The sequence below is a fragment of the Bradyrhizobium sp. SZCCHNR1093 genome (genome assembly GCF_032381175.1).
In the GTDB taxonomy this organism is placed as follows: Bacteria; Pseudomonadota; Alphaproteobacteria; order Rhizobiales; family Xanthobacteraceae; genus Bradyrhizobium.
The window spans coordinates 495,429-515,225 of sequence record NZ_JAUHJJ010000001.1 but is presented as its reverse complement, the minus strand read 5'-3'; the positions used below and the strand labels follow the sequence as shown (position 1 = coordinate 515,225).

The following is a 19,797-nucleotide window of genomic DNA, read 5'->3' as shown; positions in this document are numbered from 1 at the left end:
CGGTCAGGGCAGCCCTCACTCCGCAGGCGTTTGCTCCTCCGCCGCTTGGCGGCTGACCATGAATCCGAGCGCCAGACCGCCGACAGCCAGAATGGGAATCAGCCGTTTGATGCCGATCATGCGGACGATCTGCAGGCTGCTCGCCAGCAACATCGGGTCTGCAAAAGCGGACTGGACCGCGGACCGCGCCGTTTCCGCGGTCCGCGCGGCACGGATCGCGATCGCGCGCTTGCGCGCCATGTAGCTGATTGCGGCGATCAACGTCACCACGAAGAAGATGGCGGCACCGGTGAGGCACGCGGCCACGAGCCCGTATCGATTCAGGACGGCGACGAAAGCTGCGGCGCACAGAAAGCTCGTGGTGACGAACAGTCCGACCGCTGCAGCGATCGTGAGCGACGTGAGCCGAACGGCATGCCCGGTCGATTCCTGGAAGTCCGCAATCAGGCGCTGCAGCATGTCATTACCCTCGGCGTCTCATTCATCTGCGCAACAAACTCAAATCGGCGCCGAAGACGCGGCGCCGAAACAAGACAAGCCTCTGGATTTCAGGGGCCGCCGCTTAGCGTCTCCAAGCGGCGCCGATGAGGAATCCAAGTCCGAGCGCAAGACCCACGGTGGCAAGTGGGCGATGGGAGATCACGTCCTCGAGGCGCTCCTCGAGTGAGTTTGCGGCATCCTGGGCTGCACCAAACATCGCGGTGCCCCGCTCGGACATGTCGTCGAACGTCTGGTCCACGTTGTCGCGTGCCTGGCGATAGCCGCTGCGGGCCTGCTTGCTGGCCTGCCCGGCGAAAGCATTGAGCGCATCGGTGATCTGTTCGGTGAGGGCTGCGATATCGTTTTTCACGGCGTGGACATCCTTCTGCAGGCGTTCGTAGTTCGCTTTGTCGACGAGATCCTTCAGGGCGGTCTCACCGTCAGTCGGTGGCATGGCAAGCTCCCGGAGCAAGGTGATTGCGTCTGCTCGACAAACGCTGGGTCTCGGCCGAAGTTCCGACGGTGGAAACCGAATTAGTCTGCCGGCAGTTGCGGCGAATCGTCCGGAAGCAGGTGCTCCTTCACGATGAGGGCGACGATCAGGAGCGGCGAGGCGAGGAAGGCTCCCATCGGGCCCCACAGCCAGGTCCAGAATGCCAGCGCGATGAACACCGCGAGTGCGTTGAGCGCAAGGCGCCTGCCGATGATGGTCGGCGTGACGAAGTGGCCTTCCATGAAGGTGATCACGGCGAAGATGGCGGGCGCGACCATGCCGGCGCTCAAGGTCGGGAATGCGATTGCGCCGACCAGGACGAGCACCGCGAACATGGCGATGGGCCCGATGATGGGGATGAAGTTCAGCGTCGCCGCAAGCGCCCCGAGGCCGGCGGGATTGGGCATGCCGGCGATGGCGCAGGCGAGACCGGCCGCAATGCCGACACCGGTGTTGATGAGCGTCACCGTCAGGAGATAGTTGCCGAGGTGCAGCTCGAGCTCGTTGAGGATGCGGAGCGTCCGCAGCCGGACCTCGTGATCACCAAAGGTCATGATCAGCGCCCGCCGTAGATCGCGCCAGCTTGCGATGAACAGCACGAGCGTGGCGAAGAACAGTAGGAATTCGGTGAAGGTCGGCGACAGGAATTCGATCGTCGGCTGAACCCAATCGAATTTGGGCAGCTCGAGGCTGGCCGAGGCCGGTGCGCTTCCGCCGCCGATGGCCGCCTGCATTTCGTGCCACAGCGCCAGCGGCCGATCGAAGACGTGCAGCTTCGACTTGAGCGCGGCGGCAAGCTCGGGAAGGCGATTGGTCCAGTCGAGCACCGGCGCCGAGATCAGGCCGATGATGAAGGCAAGCCCCGCCGCAACCGCGAGCACGATCAGCACGGCGCCGACGCCGCGCGGCACGTGGAAGCGTTCGAGAAAGTTGGCGGCCGGCGACAGCATGGTGCCGACCACGAACGCCATCACGATCGGGAGAAAAAATCCCCGGGCGACATAGAGGACACCCGTCACGCAGACGGCCGTGAGGATGATGAGAGCGATGGCGACGACGTCAACCCGTCTGATCACGGGAGGTAATTCTTGGCGACTTTCATTCGGGGCTGAATCGTCGTTCCCGCTGGCGAGCAGCCGCTCGGTGGGAAGTACACGCACATGAATCTCCCGATCGAGTCGTTCGCGCACAGCTCGCGTGGCTTGTCATCTAACCGCCGGGTAACAGCCGGGGGGCCATCCAGTTCCGTCGCGCAAACGTGAGAGCTCACATGCTTGACTGACGCAGGGCGACCACACGGGGGCCGGAACTACGACGAGACGTTCGGCGTTTGGAAGGTAATCTCGCATCGCACCGCGATGCTCGCATGACAGGGGCATTCCATGACACAGCTCGCTTCCGGCCATCGCCGCAATTCGCGGCGGACGGCTTCGCTGATCGCCGGCGTCGCGGTCCTCTTGCTCGCAGGTGCGACTGTATCTCACGCCCAGATTCTCGGATATGCGCCGGTCGAGCAGCAGGCATTTCCGCCGGACGAGGCGACGGCATCTGCGGTGCAGGATGAGGACAGCCGGCTGCCGGACCGTCTGCGCCGCACGATCGTCAACCTCGATACGCGGGAAGCGCCGGGGACGACCATCATCGATACGAGCAACACCTATCTGTACTACGTGCTCGGCGGCGGCCGTGCGTTGCGCTACGGCGTCGGCGTCGGGCGCGAAGGCTTCACCTGGGCCGGCGTGCAGACCGTGACACGCAAGGCGGAGTGGCCGGACTGGCATCCGCCGGCGCAGATGATCGCGCGCCAGCCCTATCTGCCGCGCTTCATGGCCGGTGGCCCGGGCAATCCGCTCGGCGCGCGGGCCATGTATCTCGGCTCCAGCGAGTATCGCATCCACGGCACCAACGATCCCACGACAATCGGCAAATTCGTGTCGTCGGGCTGCATCCGCCTGACCAATGAGGACGTCTCCGACCTGTTCAGCCGGGTGCAGGTGGGGACGAAGGTCGTCGTGCTGCCGAAAGCCGCCTCGCTGCAGGCGCGCACCAATGCCGGCCGTGCGCCGCGCGTGACGTCGCTGCCGTCGGGGCGGCAGGCGATGTCGCTGCCGGTTGCGGCCGTCAATTAAGCGGGGAGTTGGGTCATGAACGGCCGACGTGCCCTCGCTGCCATCGCAGTGGCAACCATGGCAACCGCGGGCGCGTTGGCAGCGCCGACCACGGCGGGAGCGCAGGATTTTATCTCCGCGCTGTTCGGCGGCTTCAACGCGCCGCAACGCCAGACGCCCTATATTCGGATGCCGTTCGCCGACGAGGCGCCGCCGGTGCAGCGTCCAGCGCCGCGCAGCCAGCCGGTCTATTCCGGTGGCGGCAGCACCGCGTGGTGCGTGCGCACCTGTGATGGCCGCTATTTCCCGCTCGGCGCCACCGGTGACCAGAGCAAGGAGGCCGCCTGCAACAGCTTCTGCCCGGCGGCCAAGACCGAGATCGTCTATGGCAGCTCGATCGACGGCGCCGAGACGGATGGCGGCAAGCCGTATTCGGCGCTGCCCAACGCATTCAAGTATCGCACCGAAATCGTCGACGGCTGCACCTGCAACGGCAAGGACCATTTCGGCCTCGCCAAGGTGTCGATCGCCAACGATCCGACCTTGCGCAAGGGTGACGTCGTTGCCAGCGACGACGGCCTCAAGGTCACCAACCGGACCAGCAGCGGCAAGCGCGCCGAGCTGAACTTCTCGCCGGCGCCCGCGGCGCTGCGCGCGAAGTATGAGCGCGCGCCGGTGATGGCGTCCGACTGATCCTGCGAGACCGTCAGGCGGCGCGGATCTTGCTGAGGAAGTCCCTGACCAGATGACCAAGATTTCTGCTCTGGCTCTCCAGCGTCTCTGAGGCATTGCGCACGTTGTCGGCGGCGGCCGCAGCCGCGTCTGCGTCCGACTTCACGCCGGTGATGTTGTCGGAGACGTTCTTGGTGCCATCTGCAGCGAACTGGGTGCTGCGCGAGATCTCCTGTGTCGCCGCGCCTTGCTCCTGCACGGCAGCGGCGATCGCGGTCGCCACCTCGTTGACCTCGCCGATGATGCCGCCGATCCGCTTGATGGCGTCGATCGCGTCATTGGCGACACGTTGAATGTCGGCGATCTGCTCGGAAATCTCGTCGGTCGCCTTCGCGGTCTGGCTCGCGAGCGTCTTCACCTCGGAGGCGACGACGGCGAAGCCCTTGCCGGCCTCGCCGGCGCGCGCCGCCTCGATGGTGGCATTCAGCGCCAGCAGATTGGTCTGCGAGGCGATGCTGTTGATCAGCCCGACAACCTCGCCGATCCGGTTCGCCGATTGCGCCAGCCCCTGCACCGTGTCGTCGGTCATGCGGGCCTGTTCGACCGCGCGGCTGGCGATGCCGGCGGCATGGGAAGCCTGCTTGGAGATGTCCGCGATCGACGCATTCAGCTCCTCCGCCGCGGAGGCGACCGTCTGCACGCTCATCGAGGCGTCGTTCGAAGCCCTCGCGGCGACCTCGGCGCGGGTGTTGGTTTGCCGCGACACGTTGGTGAGGCCGGCCGACGTGGCCTGCATGTCGGTGGAGGCCTGGCCGAGCTGCTCCAGCGACCCGCGCACCAGACTTTCGAACTCCGCGACGTAGGACTCGATCGCGCGCTGGCGCGCAACTGTCGCGGCGTTGCGCTCGCGCTCCTGGGCCTCGATCGCGAGCTTGTCCTTGGCCTGCTGCTTGAAGGTCTCGAGCGCGTTGGCAAGCGCGCCGATCTCGTCCTGCCGCTGGGTGTAGCCGGTGTCGACGCCGAGATCGCCGCCTGCAACCGCGAGCATGGCATCGCGCATCCGGTGCAGCGGCCGGATCACCCGGCCGCTCACGGCGGCGATCGCCGCGCCGCCCAGTGCGACGGCCAGGAGCAGCAGCGTCAGCTGGAGCATCAGAGACTCCATCGCCGTGCTTTGCTGCGCGCTGGAATGGTCCTTGGCCGCGTCGAGCGCCGCCTCGGCCAGGGCGACCGCGCTCGTCATCTTGTTCACGGAGAACGGACTCCACTGATATGGCGTCAGCTCAGGCTTCTCGCCCTTTTGCACCGCTGCCAGCAGACGCTCGCGCAGGCCGGCATACTCCGGCGTGAAATAGGCCTGCTCCGTGCCCGACATCGCTGCGGAGAGCGCCGGCGGCAAGCTCATGCCGGAGGTGGCGAGCTGGACCGCCTTCCATGCGGCATCGACGCCGCCGACCTGCTTGGTGTAGGCCAGCACCGCTTCGGGCGACACCTTGCCGGCCGTCAGCGCATTGCTGACGACGAGCGATGCTTCACCAGCCGTGTTGCGCATCAGCCAGGCCATCTGCTTGATCATCAATAGCTGATCGACGGTCGCACTCTGATGATTGACGCTGGCGGCGATATTGACCGTGATCTTGTCGAGCAGGACCAGTAGCGCGTCGAACGTCTCGCCATACTCCTTGGGCAGGCCGGCGCGGCGGGCCGCCTTCGGCTTGACGATCTCGGTCCAGAACTCGCTGTGCTCCGCGGTCAGCGTCTTGTTGAGCCGGTCGAGGTCGGCAACCAGGCTCTGGTTCTGTTGGAAGTCGATGCCTTGCAGCAGATCGAGACTGCGGTCCAGCGCAGGGACGTAGATGCCACGGGCGGAGCGCAGGAATTTCTCGGTGTCGGCATCCATGGCCTGATCGGCATTCAGCACGCGGATCGTGGTCGAACGATCGCTGCGCATGCTGTTCATGGCCTTGAACAAGACGCCCGAGACTTCGGCAACGCGTGCGATCCGCTGGGCAGATTGCAGCCTGCTCCAGGAATTCCAGGCGTTCAGCGAGAAGAGGGCGACGACGGCGAGGGCGGCGGTGGCGATGACCGTCTTCAGCAATGAAGAAATGGTCAGGCGATTCAACATTTTGATCTCCGGTTCCCGGCATTCGACCGCAAACCGGTAAAGAACTGAATGCGAGGTGGGTCCGTGGAACTACGGAGAAAACGGAGTGGCCAAAGTTCCGACCCGGGAACTGCAAGCCGCCGAGCGGGTTAGCTCCACAGCGCCAGCGCATTCTTCATCTCCCAGGGGACTCCCATGCTCATCAGTGCTCTCGTCACCTTCCTCGTCGTCATCCTCATTCTGTATTTGATCAATCTGTTGCCGATCGACGGCCGCGCCAAGCAGATCTGCCGCGTCGTCGTGATCGTGCTCGGCGTGATCTCGCTGCTTCGCTACATCGCGGTCATATGATCTGAGGATCATGTTACCTCTCGCCTGATCAAAAAAAGCCCCGGCGGATCGCCGGGGCTTTGTGACGTCTGGCCTAAGCCTTCTCGTTCTGCTTGGCCTCGCGGCGCCGGGCGGTGAGGATGTACTCGGTGTAGCCGTTCGGCTGGGTGCGGCCTTCGAACACGAGGTCGCAGGCTGCCTTGAAGGCGACGCCGTCGAACGACGGCGCCATCGGCTGATACAGCGCGTCGCCGACGTTCTGCTTGTCGACCACGACGGCCATGCGCTTCAGCGAATCCATCACCTGCTCCTTGGTGACGACCCCATGGTGAAGCCAGTTGGCGAGATGCTGGCTGGAGATCCGCAAGGTGGCGCGGTCCTCCATCAGGCCGACGTCGTGGATATCAGGCACCTTGGAGCAGCCGACGCCCTGGTCGATCCAGCGTACGACATAGCCGAGGATGCCCTGGCAGTTGTTGTCGATCTCCTGGCGCACGTCGTCCGGTGCCCAGTTCGACTGCGACACCGGAATGGTGAGGATGTCGCCGAGCTTGGCGCGCGGTCCGCCCTTGGCGAGCTCGTCCTGGCGGGCGTGCACGTTGACCTGGTGATAGTGCAAGGCGTGCAGCGTCGCTGCCGTCGGCGACGGCACCCAGGCGGTGGTGGCGCCGGCTTGCGGGTGGCCGATCTTCTGCGCCAGCATGTCGGCCATCTTGTCCGGCGCGGCCCACATGCCCTTGCCGATCTGGGCATGGCCGGGCAGGCCACAGGTCAAGCCGTTGTCGACGTTCCAATCCTCATAGGCCTTGATCCAGGGCTGCGCCTTCATCTCGTTCTTGCGGATCATTGGACCCGCTTCCATCGAGGTGTGGATCTCGTCGCCGGTGCGGTCGAGGAAGCCGGTGTTGATGAAGACGATGCGCTTGGACGCCTGCTGGATGCAGGCCTTGAGGTTCACCGTGGTGCGGCGCTCCTCGTCCATAATGCCGACCTTCATGCTGTTTTCCGGCAGGCCGAGCAGCTTCTCGACGCGCGAAAACAGCTCGACCGTGAGCGCCACCTCGTCCGGGCCGTGCATCTTCGGCTTGACGATGTAGATCGAGCCGGTGCGGCTGTTCTTAACCTTGGAGTTGCTCTTGAGGTCGTGGATCGCCAGGAGGCCGGTGACGGCGGCATCGAGAATGCCCTCCGGCACCTCCTCACCCTTGGCGTCGAGCACGGCGTCGGTGAACATGTGGTGCCCGCAATTGCGGATCAGCAGCAGGCTGCGGCCGTGCAAGGTGAGCGTCCCGCCGGACGGCGTGGTGTAGCTGCGGTCGCTGTTCAGCGCGCGGGTGAGCGTCTTGCCGCCCTTCTCGAAATCGGCCGACAGCGTGCCGTTCATCAGGCCGAGCGTGTTGCGGTAGACCAGCACCTTGTCCTCGGCGTCGACGGCGGCGACCGAGTCCTCCATGTCGAGGATGGTCGAGACTGCGGCCTCCAGGATCATGTCGGAGACGCCGGCCGGATCGTCCTTGCCGATGATGTGGCTGCGGTCGATCACGACCTCGACGTGGAGGCCGTTGTTGGCGAGCAGGATCACGGAGGGGGCGTCGGCCGAGCCCTGGTAGCCGGCGAACTGGTCGGCGTTCTTGAGCGCGGTGGCGTTGCCGCTCTTCAGCTTGGCGGAGAGCTGGCCGGCGATCACGCTGTAGGCGGTCACGTCGGTGTGGCTGCCGGTGGCGAGCGGTACGGCGGCGTCGAGGAACGCCTTGGCCTTGGCGATCACCTTGTCGCCGCGGGCCTTGTTGTAGCCCTTGCCGGACTCGCTCGGATCGTGCGGGATGGCGTCGGTGCCGTAGAACGCGTCATACAGCGAGCCCCAGCGCGCATTCGCCGCGTTGAGCGCGTAGCGGGCATTGGTCAGCGGCACCACCAGCTGCGGGCCGCAGATCTTGCCGATCTCCTCGTCCACATTGGCGGTCTCGACCTTGTGGGTCGCGGGCTCCGGCAGCAGGTAGCCGATCTCCTTCAGGAACGCGGTGTAGGCGCCGAGGTCGAAGGCCTTGCCCTTGTTGGCGAGGTGCCAAGCGTCGATCTTGTCCTGCAGGGCATTGCGGAGGGCGAGCAACTCGCGGTTCTTCGGGGCGAGATCGCGCAGGATCGCGCTGAGGCCGGCCCAGAACGCGTCCGGATCGATCCCGGTCTTCGGCGCGGCCTCCTTGGCGATGAAGTCGAACAAAACGGGGGCGATCTTCAGTCCATGGACGTCGATACGGGTCATGATGAGACGTTTCTCTCGAATAAGGGCGACGTTGCGCGTGTCTTGGCGTGCTGAAATGGCCGCCTCGAAGGCGGCGTGTGCAGTGCATTTAGCGCCAAAGCGGGGGCCACGAAAGGGGGGAGGGGTATCGCAGTTGGTCGGGGGGCAGCGGACAGGCGGGCTGGTTCCGGGCGGAGTGATGCCAAGTAATTTCGCAGGACCGCCTCAGAGTTCGGCCGCGAGCCCACAACCGTGCGGAGCTCTCGGATCGGGCACGCTGCCACCCTCCCCTGGAGGGGGAGGGTCGACTCGCAACGAGCGAAGCGAGATGCGAGGCGGGGTGGGGTGATCTCTCCACGAGCGCCGGTGCGCGTGGCATCACCCCACCCCGCCGCGCATCGCTGCCGCGACGCGCGCCGACCCTCCCCCTCCAGGGGAGGGTGACAACGCAAAGCGTGCCGCAAATGGCGTTCCGAGGTACACCAAACGGCTGCGGACAACTCAACGAAGGTGATCGCTCGTGGAGGTGATGGCTCATGCGACTTCGTCCTCGCGGCGCGTGATCGCGTCCGAGCTTTGCTGACGTGCCGCCCCTCGATGACGAGAGGCGCAGGGAAGGCCGGGTGCAGGCTGCACCCATGGCCCGCCTGCAGAAAAAAATGCAGGCGGCAGGAACCACAGGTACGAGCCGGACATCCGGCCTTCCCTGCGCGATGGCTCTACGGTTGCTCCGTGGTCTCCCCGGTGCGCCGGGCTTTCTGGTCACCGTTGCCCGCGCGACGCATTGGCGTCATCGCAAGCGTGGCATCAGCATCGGGATGCCAGGACCCCACGGCTTGGCCGTGCGCCTCGGGACTGTCCGTCGACATGATTGCTCACGCCGCAGCCCAAAGCGCCCACCGCATCCCGCACCCGACGTCCGTGACGGTCGCGAACTGTCCCTCGTGTGGGACGGGATGCGCAGAGATAAGCATGAATTCGGAAAAAAGGAAAGAGGAATATTTTTGGGCCGAGGACTGGATAGGGCAAATCAGCTTGGCCGGACGAGGGAAACAGGCTTTTCCGTGCGAGAGGTACGCGTTGAAATCTGTAGCACCTGGTGCTATATAAAGCCATGGCTGGCCAATTCAAGCGAGTTTTCAAAACCGCATGGTTCTCGAAGGCGGCACGCAAGGCTCGTATCAGGGACATCGAGCTCTGCGAGGCCGTCGAGGCAGTCATCAAGGGCCAGGCTGACGATCTGGGAGGTGGGGTCTTCAAGAAGCGTCTGAACAAGAACATGCACCGGAGCATCATCCTCGCCAAGAGCGGTCGATACTGGATCTACGAATATCTATTCGCCAAGAAGGATAGAGCGAACATCGACGATGATGAGCTGGAAGACTTCCGAACTCTCGCAAAGAGCTATGCCGCATTGAATAGCGCACAACTCGCGCAACTCCTGGCGGACGAAGACTTGGTGGAGATCTGTCATGACGAAAAAAAATAGGTTCAAGAGCGACCTCTCGGAAGCGCTTCATTCGTCCGCCACGATGCTTCACAAAGTCGGCGCGCTCGACAAGGCGACGATGCGGGACTTCGATTCCCGTCATCTAGCCGTCGCCAGTGAAATGAAGCCTGCTCAGATCAAGCGGCTCCGTGAGGCCAACAATGTCAGTCAGCCGGTGTTCGCCCGATATCTCAATACGAGCGAAAGCACCATCGAGAAATGGGAGACTGGAGCCAAGCGGCCGAGCGGCATGGCGCTCAAGCTGCTGACAATCGTCCAGAAGCACGGGTTGAAGATCCTCGCCTGATGCAGTCAGTACCTCGTGGCGGGCGGCTAAACCAGCGTGAACGGGGCGATATATAGGTCTGGCCTTCGGTATCGCTGTTGCTGATACGGAGCTACACGTGTTCCGCACTTTCCGAGCCTGCCTTGCGAGCCTCCGGCGGCGGAAGCGGCTGTTCAGGGAGTACGACGTCGTTCGTCTTCGGAGGTTGGTGCCAACCATACCTCTTCCGATCGGCGCGCAAGGTACCATCGTGATCGATCATCGTTCCAGGCCGCCGGCATATCTGGTCGAGTTCTTTTCTGACGGAGAGCATGCCGGGCTTTATGACGTCGTGCCTGAGGACATCGAGTTGATGATCCCATACGAAGGATGGTTCGTGAAAGGGAGCCCGCGTGAGCTCTCGCGACACGCGGTGCCTGCTCGAAGTGATTGGCGACTGAAATGATCGGCGCGCGTCGTCTCGCCGGCTCTACGGTCTGTGGAGTTTGCAGCGCAATCTTGCTTACTCAAGCGGGCCTCAAATAGAGTATTCTCGCAGCAGACTCGATAAATCGTAGAAATTGACAATGCGCGCCAGAATCTCGAGTGAAATAAAGAGACTTGCGGAGGCTAACGGCGGTCAGGCTCCAGGTGTTCGCGCGTTCGAGAGCGCAACCGGCATTACCGAGGGGACTTGGCGCGGCCTGTATTGGGCTCGTTGGAGTGATGCCCTAGCCGAGGCTGGCTACGCGGCGAACAAGTTTCAAGGTAAGTCTGAGGCCGATCATATTCTGGCGAGCTTCGTGGAAGCGGCCCGATACTATAAGCGGCTGCCGACCATTATGGAAATTCGGATGTTCAGGCGGCAGCGCGAGGACTTCCCGAACGAGAAGACAATCCACTCTTATTTTGGATCAAAAGAGGGATTGATCTCGAACCTCAGGGCATGGTTGGAGGGCAGGCCGGGATACGACGATATCGTCCAGATGCTCGGCCAGAAAGTGGAGGCCGAAACTCCGACCAACTCGAGGGAAGGTCTAGTTTATCTCATAAAATCCAGTACCCACTACAAAATTGGCCGCAACGATGAATTGGAACGCCGAGTCAAAGAAATTCGTATCGCTCTTCCCGAAGCCGCAACGCTTGTTCACTCGATCCGCACCGATGATCCCGCAGGCATCGAGGCATATTGGCATCGTCGCTTCGTAGACAAGCGAGCGAACGGTGAGTGGTTTAAGCTGACTAACGCGGACGTAGCGGCGTTTAAGAAGCGAAGATACCAGTAGCGCATCATCGTCAGGCACTGGATGTCGCCCCGTTCATCCCGGCTACGCGCCGTTGTGAGGCCACCGCCTGAGCCGTGCCGCCTCGACCGGCATTCCGATCGTCAAGGGCTGCCGTAGGTGGCGCAAGCTGAGAAGCCGTAGGACAAACCCGGTCAACGTGAAGCCCTCCGGTCCAAAATGACGGTCGAACGCGAAGTCGGGCAGGTCGACTTCGAACTGCCGTTGAAATGCAAGCAGGAATTCGCGCGCATCCTCGCCGTCCACGCCGAGGTCGCGGGCGACGTCGGTCTCGTCGAAGAGCGGCCTGCGCGTCGCCGTCTGCGCCGCGACGAACTGCAGGACGGATTGACGGAGCAGGTCTGTTGTCTGTTGCATCATCTCGTGCCTGACTCTGCATGCTGCCACGCGCCGACTGCCAAAGTCGCTTTTGCCCTCCTACGCAACAATGGATCTATGCCCACGCCATCCCAATCACGATGGCCGGACCGTCGCTTTCCTTGTTGGATCCCTTGGTCACGGGCCTCCGGACGCTTGTGCCGCGCTCGCGCCGATGCCGGCCATCCAAGCGGCGCGCCGCTGTCGCCAGGCTGTTCGCCAGGCGTCCGATCGACGCGGTCGCCTGCTTGATGAGAAACAGGATCGTCGTGAGGCGGCTGAGGATGCCGACCAGGAGCAGGACGGAGAAGACATCGATATAGGCCAGGATATCGCCGACCAGCATCAATTCGGGCGGGATCGGAATGCTGTGATAATACGCCACAACGAGGATGATGACCGGCAGGAAGGCGATGATCCGCCGCAGCGTCAGCCGGTCCAGGAAGGCCGCGAGCTGGACGACAAAGACGTCCCACAACCAGTCACCCAGGAGGGCGGGTCTGTCGATCGTCCATGTCCGCCAAAGCGCCTTCCACATCGAGCGACTCCATATGCGAGATAGGGCAAGCACTCGCAAGATAGCATGCGTTGCGATGCGCGGATATTTCCGGGATGTCGCATGTCCAACCGGCGGGCGGTGTGAATCGCCGTTGCTGTGGCTACAACGCGCCGAAGGTGACGAGCCGGAGCTTCAACCAATCCGAGGGCGGCACATCGCTGGCTTGTCCGATCGGCCCAGTTGCGATCGACGGCCGTATGCTTCCGTCCTGCTCCCCTCATGCCCTTGACGGCGCCAGGCGGAATTCGACCACGTCCTCGGCCGTGGACAGGTCGCGGGCCATCTGGGCGGTCTCGAACCGGCCGGCGGCCTGCAGCACGAGCTCGAAATGGAATTGCCGCTTCGCCTCGCTGTATTCGTAGCACCAGTCCAGCACGTCGAAGCCATAGGCCCGCATGCATTCGCGCAGTTCGGCCTCGCTCGGTTGCAGGCCATGGCGATAGACGACCGACAGCGACAGCGTGGTCTGATGCGGCAGCCATTGTTCGACCTTGCCGAGCAGGGTCATCGCGGCCAGGGACAAAGCCGTGGCGCAAAGCGCAGTGCCGTAGAAGCCGATGCCGATGATGATGCCGATCGCCGACGTCATCCAGATCGAGGCGGCCGTCGACACGCCGCGGATGGTGAAGCCGTCCTTGATGATGACGCCGGCGCCGAGGAAGCCGATGCCGGTCATCAGGCCCTGGATCACGCGCGTCGGATCGGAGACGGTCGGCGACACCGCCATGCCGCCATACCAGCTGCCGGGAAAGCCGTTGATCGCCGTCAGCAAGGTCGATGCGACGCAAACCAGCGCGTAGGTCCGCATGCCGGCCGCGCGTCCGTGATAGGTGCGCTCGTAGCCCAGCAGCAGGCCGACGGCCGCTGCACCCATCAGGTGCAGCAGCAGAATCCCGTTCGTCTCCAGTTCTGCCCTCGACCAATAGGCCGCCAGATGCTCCATCCTGCGCCTCGACCGCGTTGCTGCGCGTGCCGTGAACTGTGCGGATCAAGTGCTAATTTCTGCTTGCAGATCGTACGGCGGCCCCATGGGTAGGCTTGGCGTCCAAGAGCGAATCGGCGCACTCCCCCGTAGTTCTTCGGGGAGAAGGTGACCACGCTTGGCTGCGGCTGTCGCTCTGCTCGCCGATGTCGCGCGTGACGTCACGAGGCCGAATTTGAGCCAGGCTGCGGGCGGCACCTCGGGTGAGGTGTGTGCGGTCGACGATGTCGATCAAGCCGGGGTCGATGTCCCTCTCGCGCAAGATAGCGCGACCTGCTCACCATGAGACATGGTCAGGCCGGCACGATGCTGTCGCTCAATCCCGCGCGCGCCGATTCATTGCCCCCGCACAGTCCCACTTCGGACGCAAAAGCTATCGATAACTACTTGCATCTAGGGGGGAGGCGCATCATGTCGTTCACTGGGCTGCGGTCGATCATCCTGTGCCTCGGCCTGCTCGCCTTGCCCGCCCTCGCAGCCGACAAGTCGACAGCACCGTACCTGCACGCGGCTGAGAGAAACGCGGCTCCGTACAAGCCGACCCTGCTGCAGATGCTGGTGGCCGCGTTGAAGCCGAGATCCGTCCACGCGGCCGAGCCCGCCCACAAGCCCAGGGTCAGGCACGCTGCAACCACAGCAAGGAGGCCGAAGGCCCCGCCCGCCGCTGCAGCGACGGAGCCGCCCGTGGCGCCGCCCACCACGGTCGGCGCCGCCGCGACTCCACCTGCACCCCTCTCCGAGGCGGACCCCGCCGCTAAGGGGCTGGCGCTGTTCAACGACGTGAGCCTGTCGGACGGTGGCAAGGCGTCCTGCGCCACCTGCCACTTCTCGACCGGGCATACCAACAACAAGACCTATGTCGGGCTCGACGTCGTCGCCGACGGCGACCCCAACGGCAGGAATACGCCGACCCTGTGGGGCGTCGGCGAGCGCTCGGTGTTCGGCTGGGCCGGGCAGGCGGCGACGCTGGAGGACAGCATTCGCGGCATCATCGTCAACCGCATGAAGGGGCCGGAGCCGTCGAAGGAGAAGCTGGCGGCGCTGGTCGCCTATGTGCGGACGCTGAACTATCCGGCGAACTGGCAGGTCAAGGACGACGGCACGCCGAGGGAGGATGCCAGCGCGGCCGTGAAGCGCGGCTATGAGCTCTATGTCGGCGATGGCGGCTGCGGCACCTGCCACGTGCTGCCGAGCTTCGACAAGAAGAGCCGCGACGACATCGGCACCGGCGGCAAGTTCAAGGTGCCGACCCTGCACGCGGTGGCGTCGACGGCGCCGTATTTCCACGACGGCCGCACCGCCTCGCTGCGCGACGCCGTCAAGCTGATGTGGGAGGTCTATGCCAAGAAGATGGATTCGCGACTGCCGACCGACGCCGAGCTCGACGATCTCACCGCCTATGTCGGCGCGCTGTAGCGTGGCACGGACAAGAAGCTGGCGGTCGTGTCTTCACCGTCATTCCGGGCGATTGGCAATGCGGAGGCGCGAAGCGGTTTCGCATTGACGATCGAACCCGGAATCTCGAGCTTGTCAAGAATGGACGCAAGACAATGTCGAGATTCCGGGTTCAAGGCCTGCGGCCTTGCCCCGGAATGACAGTGCGTATCACGAGCCTGACAGGCAAACGTGAGAGGCTTGATTATCTGCCAACCCTGTCATGGACCGCGCGTGCGCGGTCCATGATCATGCAGTGACGACGCAATCAGATGTTGGCGCCGAGATCCGCGATATCGTCGAACAGCACACCTGTCCGCGACAGCAGCGCCTCGAGCTCGTCGGTGGCGTCCGCAATCCCGCGCGTCGCGGTGTCGATCACCAGCTCCGCATCGAGCGGCGGCTCGTAGTCGGTGCCGATGCCGGTGAAGTTCTGCAGATTGCCGGCACGGGCCTTGGCGTAGTGGCCTTTGGGATCGCGGCTCTCGCAGATCTCGGCGGCCGTCGCGACATAGACCTCACGGAACAGGTCGCCGGCGACGCGACGGGCGGCCGCGCGGTCCTCGCGCGCGGGCGACACGGCGGCCACGATCGCGATGTGGCCGTTGCGAGCGAGATGGGTCGCGACCTCGGCGAGGCGACGGATGTTCTCGGCGCGGTCCTCCGGCGTGAAGCCGAGATCCTTGTTGAGGCCGGCGCGGACGGTGTCGCCGTCGAGCAGCACGGGCGCGCCGCCGCGGCCGAACAGCCGCCGCTCCAGGGCGCGGGCGAGCGTCGACTTGCCGGCGCCGGGCAGGCCGGTCATCCACACCACCGCGCCCTTGTGGCGGTAGCGGTCGGCGCGCTCCTGCGGCTGCAGCGCCGATTCCACCGGCATGATGTCGACCGGCGCGGCGCGCTTGCCGGCGTCGACCGTGAGCACCAGACCGCCGCCTGCAATGCGGCCCTGGACCTCGATGACGAGGCGGCCGGTGCGCGCGTTCTCGGCGTAGGGATCGATGGCGACCGGCTGGGTCAGCGCGATCTCGATCTCGCCGACATGGTTGCGCGCGATCGCGGCATTCTGCTCGTTGGAGAGCGAGCCCGGATCGACCGCCTTCTCGATCGCGACCACGCTGCCGCGCGCCTCGCGGGTGCCGAGCCGCACCAGGATGCTGTCCCCCTTGGCGAGCGGCTGGTCGTGCAGCCAGAAGATGCGCGCGTGCAGGCGTCGAGCCGCCTGCGGCTCGCGGCCGACATGGGCGATGACGTCGCCGCGCTCGATGAACAGCTCGCGGTCGAGCGTGATGCCGACCGAGCGGCCGGCGCCCTGCGGCGCCGTCACCGGCGTCTGCGGCCAGCCCTCGACGGTCTTGATCTTGGCGATCTTGCCGGCCGGCATGATCACGATCTCGTCGCCGGTCTTGAGCTCGCCAGCCTCGACGCGGCCGGCGACGATGCGACGGTCGTCGAATTTGTAGATCGCCTGCACCGGCAGGCGCAGCGGCAGGCTCGACAGCGGCCGTGCCGGCTCCAGGCCGTCGAGGGCCTCGACCACGGTCGGGCCGCCATACCAGCCGATCCGCGAGGTCAGCTGGGCGACGCCGTCGCCGTCGCGCGCCGAGATCGGAATGATCGCGACCGGCTCGACGCCGAGGCCCTCGAGATGCGCGGAGATCTCGGCCTTGATCGTGTCGAAGCGCTCCTCGCTGAAATCGACGCGGTCCATCTTGTTGACGACGACCGCCACCTGCTTCACGCCGAGCAGATGCAGCAGATAGCCGTGGCGCCGGGTCTGGTCGCGCACGCCTTCGAGCGCGTCGATGATCAGCACTGCGCCGTCGGCCTGCGAGGCGCCGGTGATCATGTTGCGCAGGAATTCGGCATGGCCGGGCGCGTCGATCAGCACGACCTCGCGCGCATTGGTGCGGAAGCGGATCTGCGTGGTGTCGATGGTGATGCCCTGGTCGCGCTCGGTCTGCAGCGCATCGAGCAGGAACGACCATTCGAACGGCATGCCGCGGCGGGCGGAGACCGCCTGCAGCATTTCGAGCTTGCCCTCGGGCAGGCTGCCGGTCTCATGCAGCAGGCGGCCGACCAGCGTCGACTTGCCGTGGTCGACGTGGCCCACGATCACGATGCGGACCTGCGGACGGGTGGTGCCGTTCGGCGTGGCGGGGGCGGCTGACGGGACTCGCATGTTCATGGCCTCGTCCCCGCTCACAGATAGCCGGCGACGCGCAGGCGCTCGAAGGCGTCCTCGGTCTCGTGGTCGAGCGCGCGGCCGGCGCGCTCCGGCACCTTGGTGCTTTCGAGCTCGGCGAGAATCTCGGGGATGTTGGAGGCGTTGGATGCCACGGGGAACGTGATGTCCTGATCGCCGAGCGAGCGATAGCGCTTGCCGTTCCTGGACAGATACAGCGGAATGATCGGGATGTTCTCCCGCGCCGTGTAGGCCCAGATGTCGGCCTCGGTCCAATGCAGGATCGGATGGATGCGCAAGTGAGCGCCCTGCGGCGGCGAGGCGTTGAAGTGATCCCAGAACTCAGGTGGCTGATCGCGCACGTCCCAATGGCCTTCGGCGCCGCGCGGCGAGAACACGCGCTCCTTGGCGCGCGTCGCTTCCTCGTCGCGGCGGATGCCGGCGATCAGGCCGTCGAAGCCGTGCTTGGCGAGCGCCATCTTCAGGCCTTCGGTTTTCCGCGCAGCCGAGCGCGCCGCGGGGGGCAGGGTCGGATCCACCGCGTCGATCGGCGGGCACGGCTCGACCTTGAGATCGAGGCCCCATTCCTTCGCGTAGGTGTCGCGGAAGGCGTACATCTCCGGAAACTTCTTGGCCGTGTCGACATGCATGGCCGGAAACGGCACGCGGCCGAAGAACGCCTTGCGCGCCAGCCAGATCATGACGTTGGAATCTTTTCCGAGCGACCAGAGCAGCGCCAGCTTCTTCAGCCGTGCAAAGGCCTCGCGGAGAATGTAAATGCTCTGCGCCTCGAGCTGATCGAGATGATCCATGGTCGGTGCGGCGCTGAGGACGCGCGGCATGGAAGATGCTTGCTCGATCTCGGAAGAGGGCAACCGATCTCTGGAAACGTCGTTGGTGAGAATGTGCATGCTATCAGCCATCGCCTGCTTGGGAGAAAATTCTATGGCGAAGCCAAGGAATAATTTTCTCTTTACGTGTGCGGCGTGACACTTATATAGAAAATAATTCCAGTCAACCCCGAAGAGTCGAAACCGAAGAGCGCGATGCAATATCTGCCGGTGTTTCTCGATCTGAAGACCGGCCCCGTGCTGCTGATCGGCGCGGGCGAGCTCGTGCGCGCCAAGCTGCGCGTGTTGCTGTCGGCCGGCGCGCAGATCCGCTGGTTCGCGACCGACGGCGACTTCGATCTCGCGGGTTTGCGCGATGAGCACGGCCAGATCGAGCGCGCCGAAGGCGACCCGCTGAGCGCCGATCTCACTGGCGTCATCGCCGTGCTGTGCGCGGGCGCCGGCGACATCGGCGTTGCGATGTCGGCGCGGGCACGCAGCGTTGGTCTGCCCGTCAACGTGATGGACGACCTCGCGCATTCCAGCTTCATCTTTCCGGCGATCGTCGATCGCGGCGACGTCGTGGTGGCGATCGGCACCGGCGGCTCCTCGCCCGTGGTGGCACGCCGCGTGCGCGAGCGCATCGAGGCGCTGCTGCCGGCGCGGATCGGCGAGCTCGCGAGCTTCATCGGCGACTTCCGCAGGACCATCAATCCGCTGATCACCGAGATGCCGCTGCGCCGCCGCTTCTGGGAGCGCATCGTCGACGGCCCGATCGGCGCGCTGGTACTGGCGGGGCGCAAGCACGAGGCCGCGGCGGCGCTGCATGGCATCGCCGATCCGACCGCGTTCGCGGGCGCGGATCATGCGGGCCGCAGCGAAGGCCATGTGACCCTGGTCGGTGCGGGCCCCGGTGATCCGGACCTGCTGACGATCAAGGCGCTGCGCGCGCTGCAGGATGCCGACGTCGTGTTCTATGACGAGCTGGTCACGCCCGAGATTCTCGATCGCATTCGCCGCGATGCCGCGCGCGTGCCGGTCGGCCGCCGCGTCGGCAAGCCCGGCATCGGCCAGGACGCCGTCAACAAGCTCTTGATCGAGGCGGCGCGCGAGGGCAAGCGCGCGGTGCGTCTCAAGGGTGGCGATGCCTACGTGTTCGGCCGCGGCGGCGAGGAGGTCGACGCGCTGCGCAACGCCGGCGTGTCCTACACGATCGTGCCCGGTATCACCGCCGGCCTCGGCGCCGCCGCGCAGTTCGAGGTGCCGCTGACCTTCCGCAGCAAGGCGCTGCGCATCACCTTCCTCACCGCGCACAAGGAGCGCGACGCCGAGGCGGTGGACTGGTCGGCGCTGACGGACACCAAGATGACGGTCGTGGTCTACATGGGCATGACGGCCGCGCCTGCCGTGCGCACCGGGCTCCTCGCCGCCGGCCGCTCGCCGCAGACGCCGGTCGGTGTGTTCGCCAAGGTCACGCGCCCCGACGCGCAGGCCGTGGTCGGCACCTTGGATCAACTGCCTGACCTCGTGGCCAAGATCGATGGCGGTCCGGCCATTCTCATCATCGGTGATGTCGTGGCGCATTCGGCGCCGTGGCGTCAGCAGAACCTCAGTGGCGTGATCGCAAAACTCCTGGAACCCGTCTGAATGACCTCTCCGCTGCAACAGAAGATCAAGATCACCGGTCCCTCGATCATCACCGCGAACCGGACCTGGGACGGCGCGGTGATCTACCGCACCGGCACCAAGAGCTGGTCGGATGAGCTGAGCGATGCTGCGATCGTGCGCACCGCCGACGAGGCACGTACGCTGTTGTCGGAAGCGGTGGCCGACGATCTCGGCGCGATCGGTCCCTATATCGCGCCGGTCGAGGTTGGCACCGACGGTGCGGTCAAGCCCGGCAATATGCGCGAACACATCCGGCTGACGGGCGCCACCATCGCGCTCCCGGCTCAAGCCTGAA

At 65.0% G+C, this 19,797-nt stretch carries 20 protein-coding genes; 10 read left to right on the top strand and 10 right to left on the bottom strand.

What is annotated here, in order from left to right:
- Positions 1-15: 15 nt before the first annotated feature.
- The 3 genes from QX070_RS02515 to QX070_RS02505 all read right to left on the bottom strand — a co-directional run bounded on the left by QX070_RS02515 (position 16) and on the right by QX070_RS02505 (position 2,133).
- Complete coding sequence (locus QX070_RS02515) at positions 16-459, bottom strand: hypothetical protein (protein ID WP_315734563.1); 444 nt, start codon at positions 457-459, stop codon at positions 16-18.
- 103 nt (positions 460-562) lie between these two features.
- Entirely contained in the window at positions 563-934 is a 372-nt protein-coding gene (locus tag QX070_RS02510) for a YqjD family protein (protein ID WP_315734561.1), read from the bottom strand.
- Positions 935-1,014: 80 nt separating this feature from the next.
- Entirely contained in the window at positions 1,015-2,133 is a 1,119-nt protein-coding gene (locus QX070_RS02505; protein ID WP_315734559.1) for an AI-2E family transporter, read from the bottom strand.
- A 222-nt stretch (positions 2,134-2,355) separates the two neighbouring features.
- Between QX070_RS02505 and QX070_RS02500 the strand changes: the two genes are divergently transcribed.
- Both QX070_RS02500 and QX070_RS02495 read left to right on the top strand, forming a co-directional pair.
- Positions 2,356-3,102, top strand: a complete 747-nt coding sequence (locus QX070_RS02500) for a L,D-transpeptidase (protein ID WP_315734557.1) — start codon at positions 2,356-2,358, stop codon at positions 3,100-3,102.
- A 15-nt stretch (positions 3,103-3,117) separates the two neighbouring features.
- Positions 3,118-3,774 carry a DUF2865 domain-containing protein gene (locus QX070_RS02495; protein WP_315734555.1) on the top strand — a complete coding sequence of 219 codons (657 nt, stop codon included), beginning with the start codon at positions 3,118-3,120 and terminating at the stop codon, positions 3,772-3,774.
- A 13-nt stretch (positions 3,775-3,787) separates the two neighbouring features.
- Here the strand turns inward: QX070_RS02495 and QX070_RS02490 are convergent, their stop codons facing one another.
- Positions 3,788-5,881 carry a HAMP domain-containing methyl-accepting chemotaxis protein gene (locus QX070_RS02490; RefSeq protein WP_315734553.1) on the bottom strand — a complete coding sequence of 698 codons (2,094 nt, stop codon included), beginning with the start codon at positions 5,879-5,881 and terminating at the stop codon, positions 3,788-3,790.
- 174 nt (positions 5,882-6,055) lie between these two features.
- On the opposite strand from QX070_RS02490, the gene QX070_RS02485 reads away from it, so the two are divergent.
- Positions 6,056-6,211 (top strand): Thivi_2564 family membrane protein, encoded by a 156-nt coding sequence (locus QX070_RS02485; protein ID WP_315734551.1) that lies wholly within the window; start codon positions 6,056-6,058, stop codon positions 6,209-6,211.
- A 73-nt stretch (positions 6,212-6,284) separates the two neighbouring features.
- On the opposite strand, the gene QX070_RS02480 is transcribed toward QX070_RS02485, so the two are convergent.
- Positions 6,285-8,453, bottom strand: a complete 2,169-nt coding sequence (locus QX070_RS02480; protein WP_315734549.1) for a malate synthase G — start codon at positions 8,451-8,453, stop codon at positions 6,285-6,287.
- A gap of 1,093 nt (positions 8,454-9,546) precedes the next feature.
- Here QX070_RS02480 and QX070_RS02475 point away from each other — a divergent pair.
- From QX070_RS02475 to QX070_RS02465, 4 genes are all read left to right on the top strand, one after another.
- Positions 9,547-9,921: a type II toxin-antitoxin system RelE/ParE family toxin gene (locus tag QX070_RS02475; RefSeq protein WP_315734547.1), complete on the top strand. Its 375-nt coding sequence runs from the start codon at positions 9,547-9,549 to the stop codon at positions 9,919-9,921.
- Positions 9,905-10,228 (top strand): DNA-binding transcriptional regulator, encoded by a 324-nt coding sequence (locus QX070_RS02470; protein ID WP_315734545.1) that lies wholly within the window; start codon positions 9,905-9,907, stop codon positions 10,226-10,228. Before QX070_RS02475 ends, QX070_RS02470 begins: the two co-directional genes overlap by 17 nt.
- A gap of 97 nt (positions 10,229-10,325) precedes the next feature.
- Positions 10,326-10,652: a DUF4926 domain-containing protein gene (locus QX070_RS33005; RefSeq protein ID WP_409997682.1), complete on the top strand. Its 327-nt coding sequence runs from the start codon at positions 10,326-10,328 to the stop codon at positions 10,650-10,652.
- Between the two features lie 121 nt (positions 10,653-10,773).
- Positions 10,774-11,472, top strand: a complete 699-nt coding sequence (locus QX070_RS02465; protein ID WP_315734543.1) for a GIY-YIG nuclease family protein — start codon at positions 10,774-10,776, stop codon at positions 11,470-11,472.
- A 42-nt stretch (positions 11,473-11,514) separates the two neighbouring features.
- Here QX070_RS02465 and QX070_RS02460 read toward each other — a convergent pair whose 3' ends face one another.
- From QX070_RS02460 to QX070_RS02450, 3 genes are all read right to left on the bottom strand, one after another.
- On the bottom strand, positions 11,515-11,850 hold the full coding sequence (locus QX070_RS02460; protein WP_315734541.1) for a DUF1493 family protein: 336 nt from the start codon (positions 11,848-11,850) through the stop codon (positions 11,515-11,517).
- Positions 11,851-11,923: 73 nt separating this feature from the next.
- Complete coding sequence (locus tag QX070_RS02455) at positions 11,924-12,385, bottom strand: hypothetical protein (protein WP_315734538.1); 462 nt, start codon at positions 12,383-12,385, stop codon at positions 11,924-11,926.
- 238 nt (positions 12,386-12,623) lie between these two features.
- On the bottom strand, positions 12,624-13,349 hold the full coding sequence (locus QX070_RS02450; RefSeq protein WP_315734536.1) for an MgtC/SapB family protein: 726 nt from the start codon (positions 13,347-13,349) through the stop codon (positions 12,624-12,626).
- A 450-nt stretch (positions 13,350-13,799) separates the two neighbouring features.
- Here QX070_RS02450 and QX070_RS02445 point away from each other — a divergent pair, with 450 nt between their 5' ends.
- Positions 13,800-14,804, top strand: a complete 1,005-nt coding sequence (locus tag QX070_RS02445) for a cytochrome-c peroxidase (RefSeq protein WP_315734534.1) — start codon at positions 13,800-13,802, stop codon at positions 14,802-14,804.
- Positions 14,805-15,090: 286 nt separating this feature from the next.
- Here the strand turns inward: QX070_RS02445 and cysC are convergent, their stop codons facing one another.
- The gene (gene cysC, locus QX070_RS02440) at positions 15,091-17,007 is read right to left on the bottom strand and encodes an adenylyl-sulfate kinase (protein ID WP_315734532.1); all 1,917 of its coding nucleotides are present in this window, start codon (positions 17,005-17,007) and stop codon (positions 15,091-15,093) included.
- 14 nt (positions 17,008-17,021) lie between these two features.
- Complete coding sequence (gene cysD / locus QX070_RS02435; protein WP_315735681.1) at positions 17,022-17,816, bottom strand: sulfate adenylyltransferase subunit CysD; 795 nt, start codon at positions 17,814-17,816, stop codon at positions 17,022-17,024.
- 234 nt (positions 17,817-18,050) lie between these two features.
- On the opposite strand from cysD, the gene cysG reads away from it, so the two are divergent.
- Entirely contained in the window at positions 18,051-19,481 is a 1,431-nt protein-coding gene (cysG, locus tag QX070_RS02430; RefSeq protein WP_315734530.1) for a siroheme synthase CysG, read from the top strand.
- Positions 19,482-19,796 carry a DUF2849 domain-containing protein gene (locus QX070_RS02425; RefSeq protein ID WP_315734528.1) on the top strand — a complete coding sequence of 105 codons (315 nt, stop codon included), beginning with the start codon at positions 19,482-19,484 and terminating at the stop codon, positions 19,794-19,796.
- Position 19,797: the final 1 nt, after the last annotated feature.

What these genes read in the sequence shown, in the direction of transcription:
- QX070_RS02515 (WP_315734563.1), bottom strand. Translation starts at nt 459, where the DNA reads ATGCTGCAGCGCCTGATTGCGGACTTCCAGGAATCGACCGGGCATGCC.
- QX070_RS02510 (WP_315734561.1), bottom strand. Translation starts at nt 934, where the DNA reads ATGCCACCGACTGACGGTGAGACCGCCCTGAAGGATCTCGTCGACAAA.
- QX070_RS02500 (WP_315734557.1), top strand. Translation starts at nt 2,356, where the DNA reads ATGACACAGCTCGCTTCCGGCCATCGCCGCAATTCGCGGCGGACGGCT.
- QX070_RS02495 (WP_315734555.1), top strand. Translation starts at nt 3,118, where the DNA reads ATGAACGGCCGACGTGCCCTCGCTGCCATCGCAGTGGCAACCATGGCA.
- QX070_RS02490 (WP_315734553.1), bottom strand. Translation starts at nt 5,881, where the DNA reads ATGTTGAATCGCCTGACCATTTCTTCATTGCTGAAGACGGTCATCGCC.
- QX070_RS02485 (WP_315734551.1), top strand. Translation starts at nt 6,056, where the DNA reads ATGCTCATCAGTGCTCTCGTCACCTTCCTCGTCGTCATCCTCATTCTG.
- QX070_RS02480 (WP_315734549.1), bottom strand. Translation starts at nt 8,453, where the DNA reads ATGACCCGTATCGACGTCCATGGACTGAAGATCGCCCCCGTTTTGTTC.
- QX070_RS02475 (WP_315734547.1), top strand. Translation starts at nt 9,547, where the DNA reads ATGGCTGGCCAATTCAAGCGAGTTTTCAAAACCGCATGGTTCTCGAAG.
- QX070_RS02470 (WP_315734545.1), top strand. Translation starts at nt 9,905, where the DNA reads ATGACGAAAAAAAATAGGTTCAAGAGCGACCTCTCGGAAGCGCTTCAT.
- QX070_RS02465 (WP_315734543.1), top strand. Translation starts at nt 10,774, where the DNA reads ATGCGCGCCAGAATCTCGAGTGAAATAAAGAGACTTGCGGAGGCTAAC.
- QX070_RS02460 (WP_315734541.1), bottom strand. Translation starts at nt 11,850, where the DNA reads ATGATGCAACAGACAACAGACCTGCTCCGTCAATCCGTCCTGCAGTTC.
- QX070_RS02455 (WP_315734538.1), bottom strand. Translation starts at nt 12,385, where the DNA reads ATGTGGAAGGCGCTTTGGCGGACATGGACGATCGACAGACCCGCCCTC.
- QX070_RS02450 (WP_315734536.1), bottom strand. Translation starts at nt 13,349, where the DNA reads ATGGAGCATCTGGCGGCCTATTGGTCGAGGGCAGAACTGGAGACGAAC.
- QX070_RS02445 (WP_315734534.1), top strand. Translation starts at nt 13,800, where the DNA reads ATGTCGTTCACTGGGCTGCGGTCGATCATCCTGTGCCTCGGCCTGCTC.
- cysC (WP_315734532.1), bottom strand. Translation starts at nt 17,007, where the DNA reads ATGAACATGCGAGTCCCGTCAGCCGCCCCCGCCACGCCGAACGGCACC.
- cysD (WP_315735681.1), bottom strand. Translation starts at nt 17,816, where the DNA reads ATGGATCATCTCGATCAGCTCGAGGCGCAGAGCATTTACATTCTCCGC.
- cysG (WP_315734530.1), top strand. Translation starts at nt 18,051, where the DNA reads ATGCAATATCTGCCGGTGTTTCTCGATCTGAAGACCGGCCCCGTGCTG.
- QX070_RS02425 (WP_315734528.1), top strand. Translation starts at nt 19,482, where the DNA reads ATGACCTCTCCGCTGCAACAGAAGATCAAGATCACCGGTCCCTCGATC.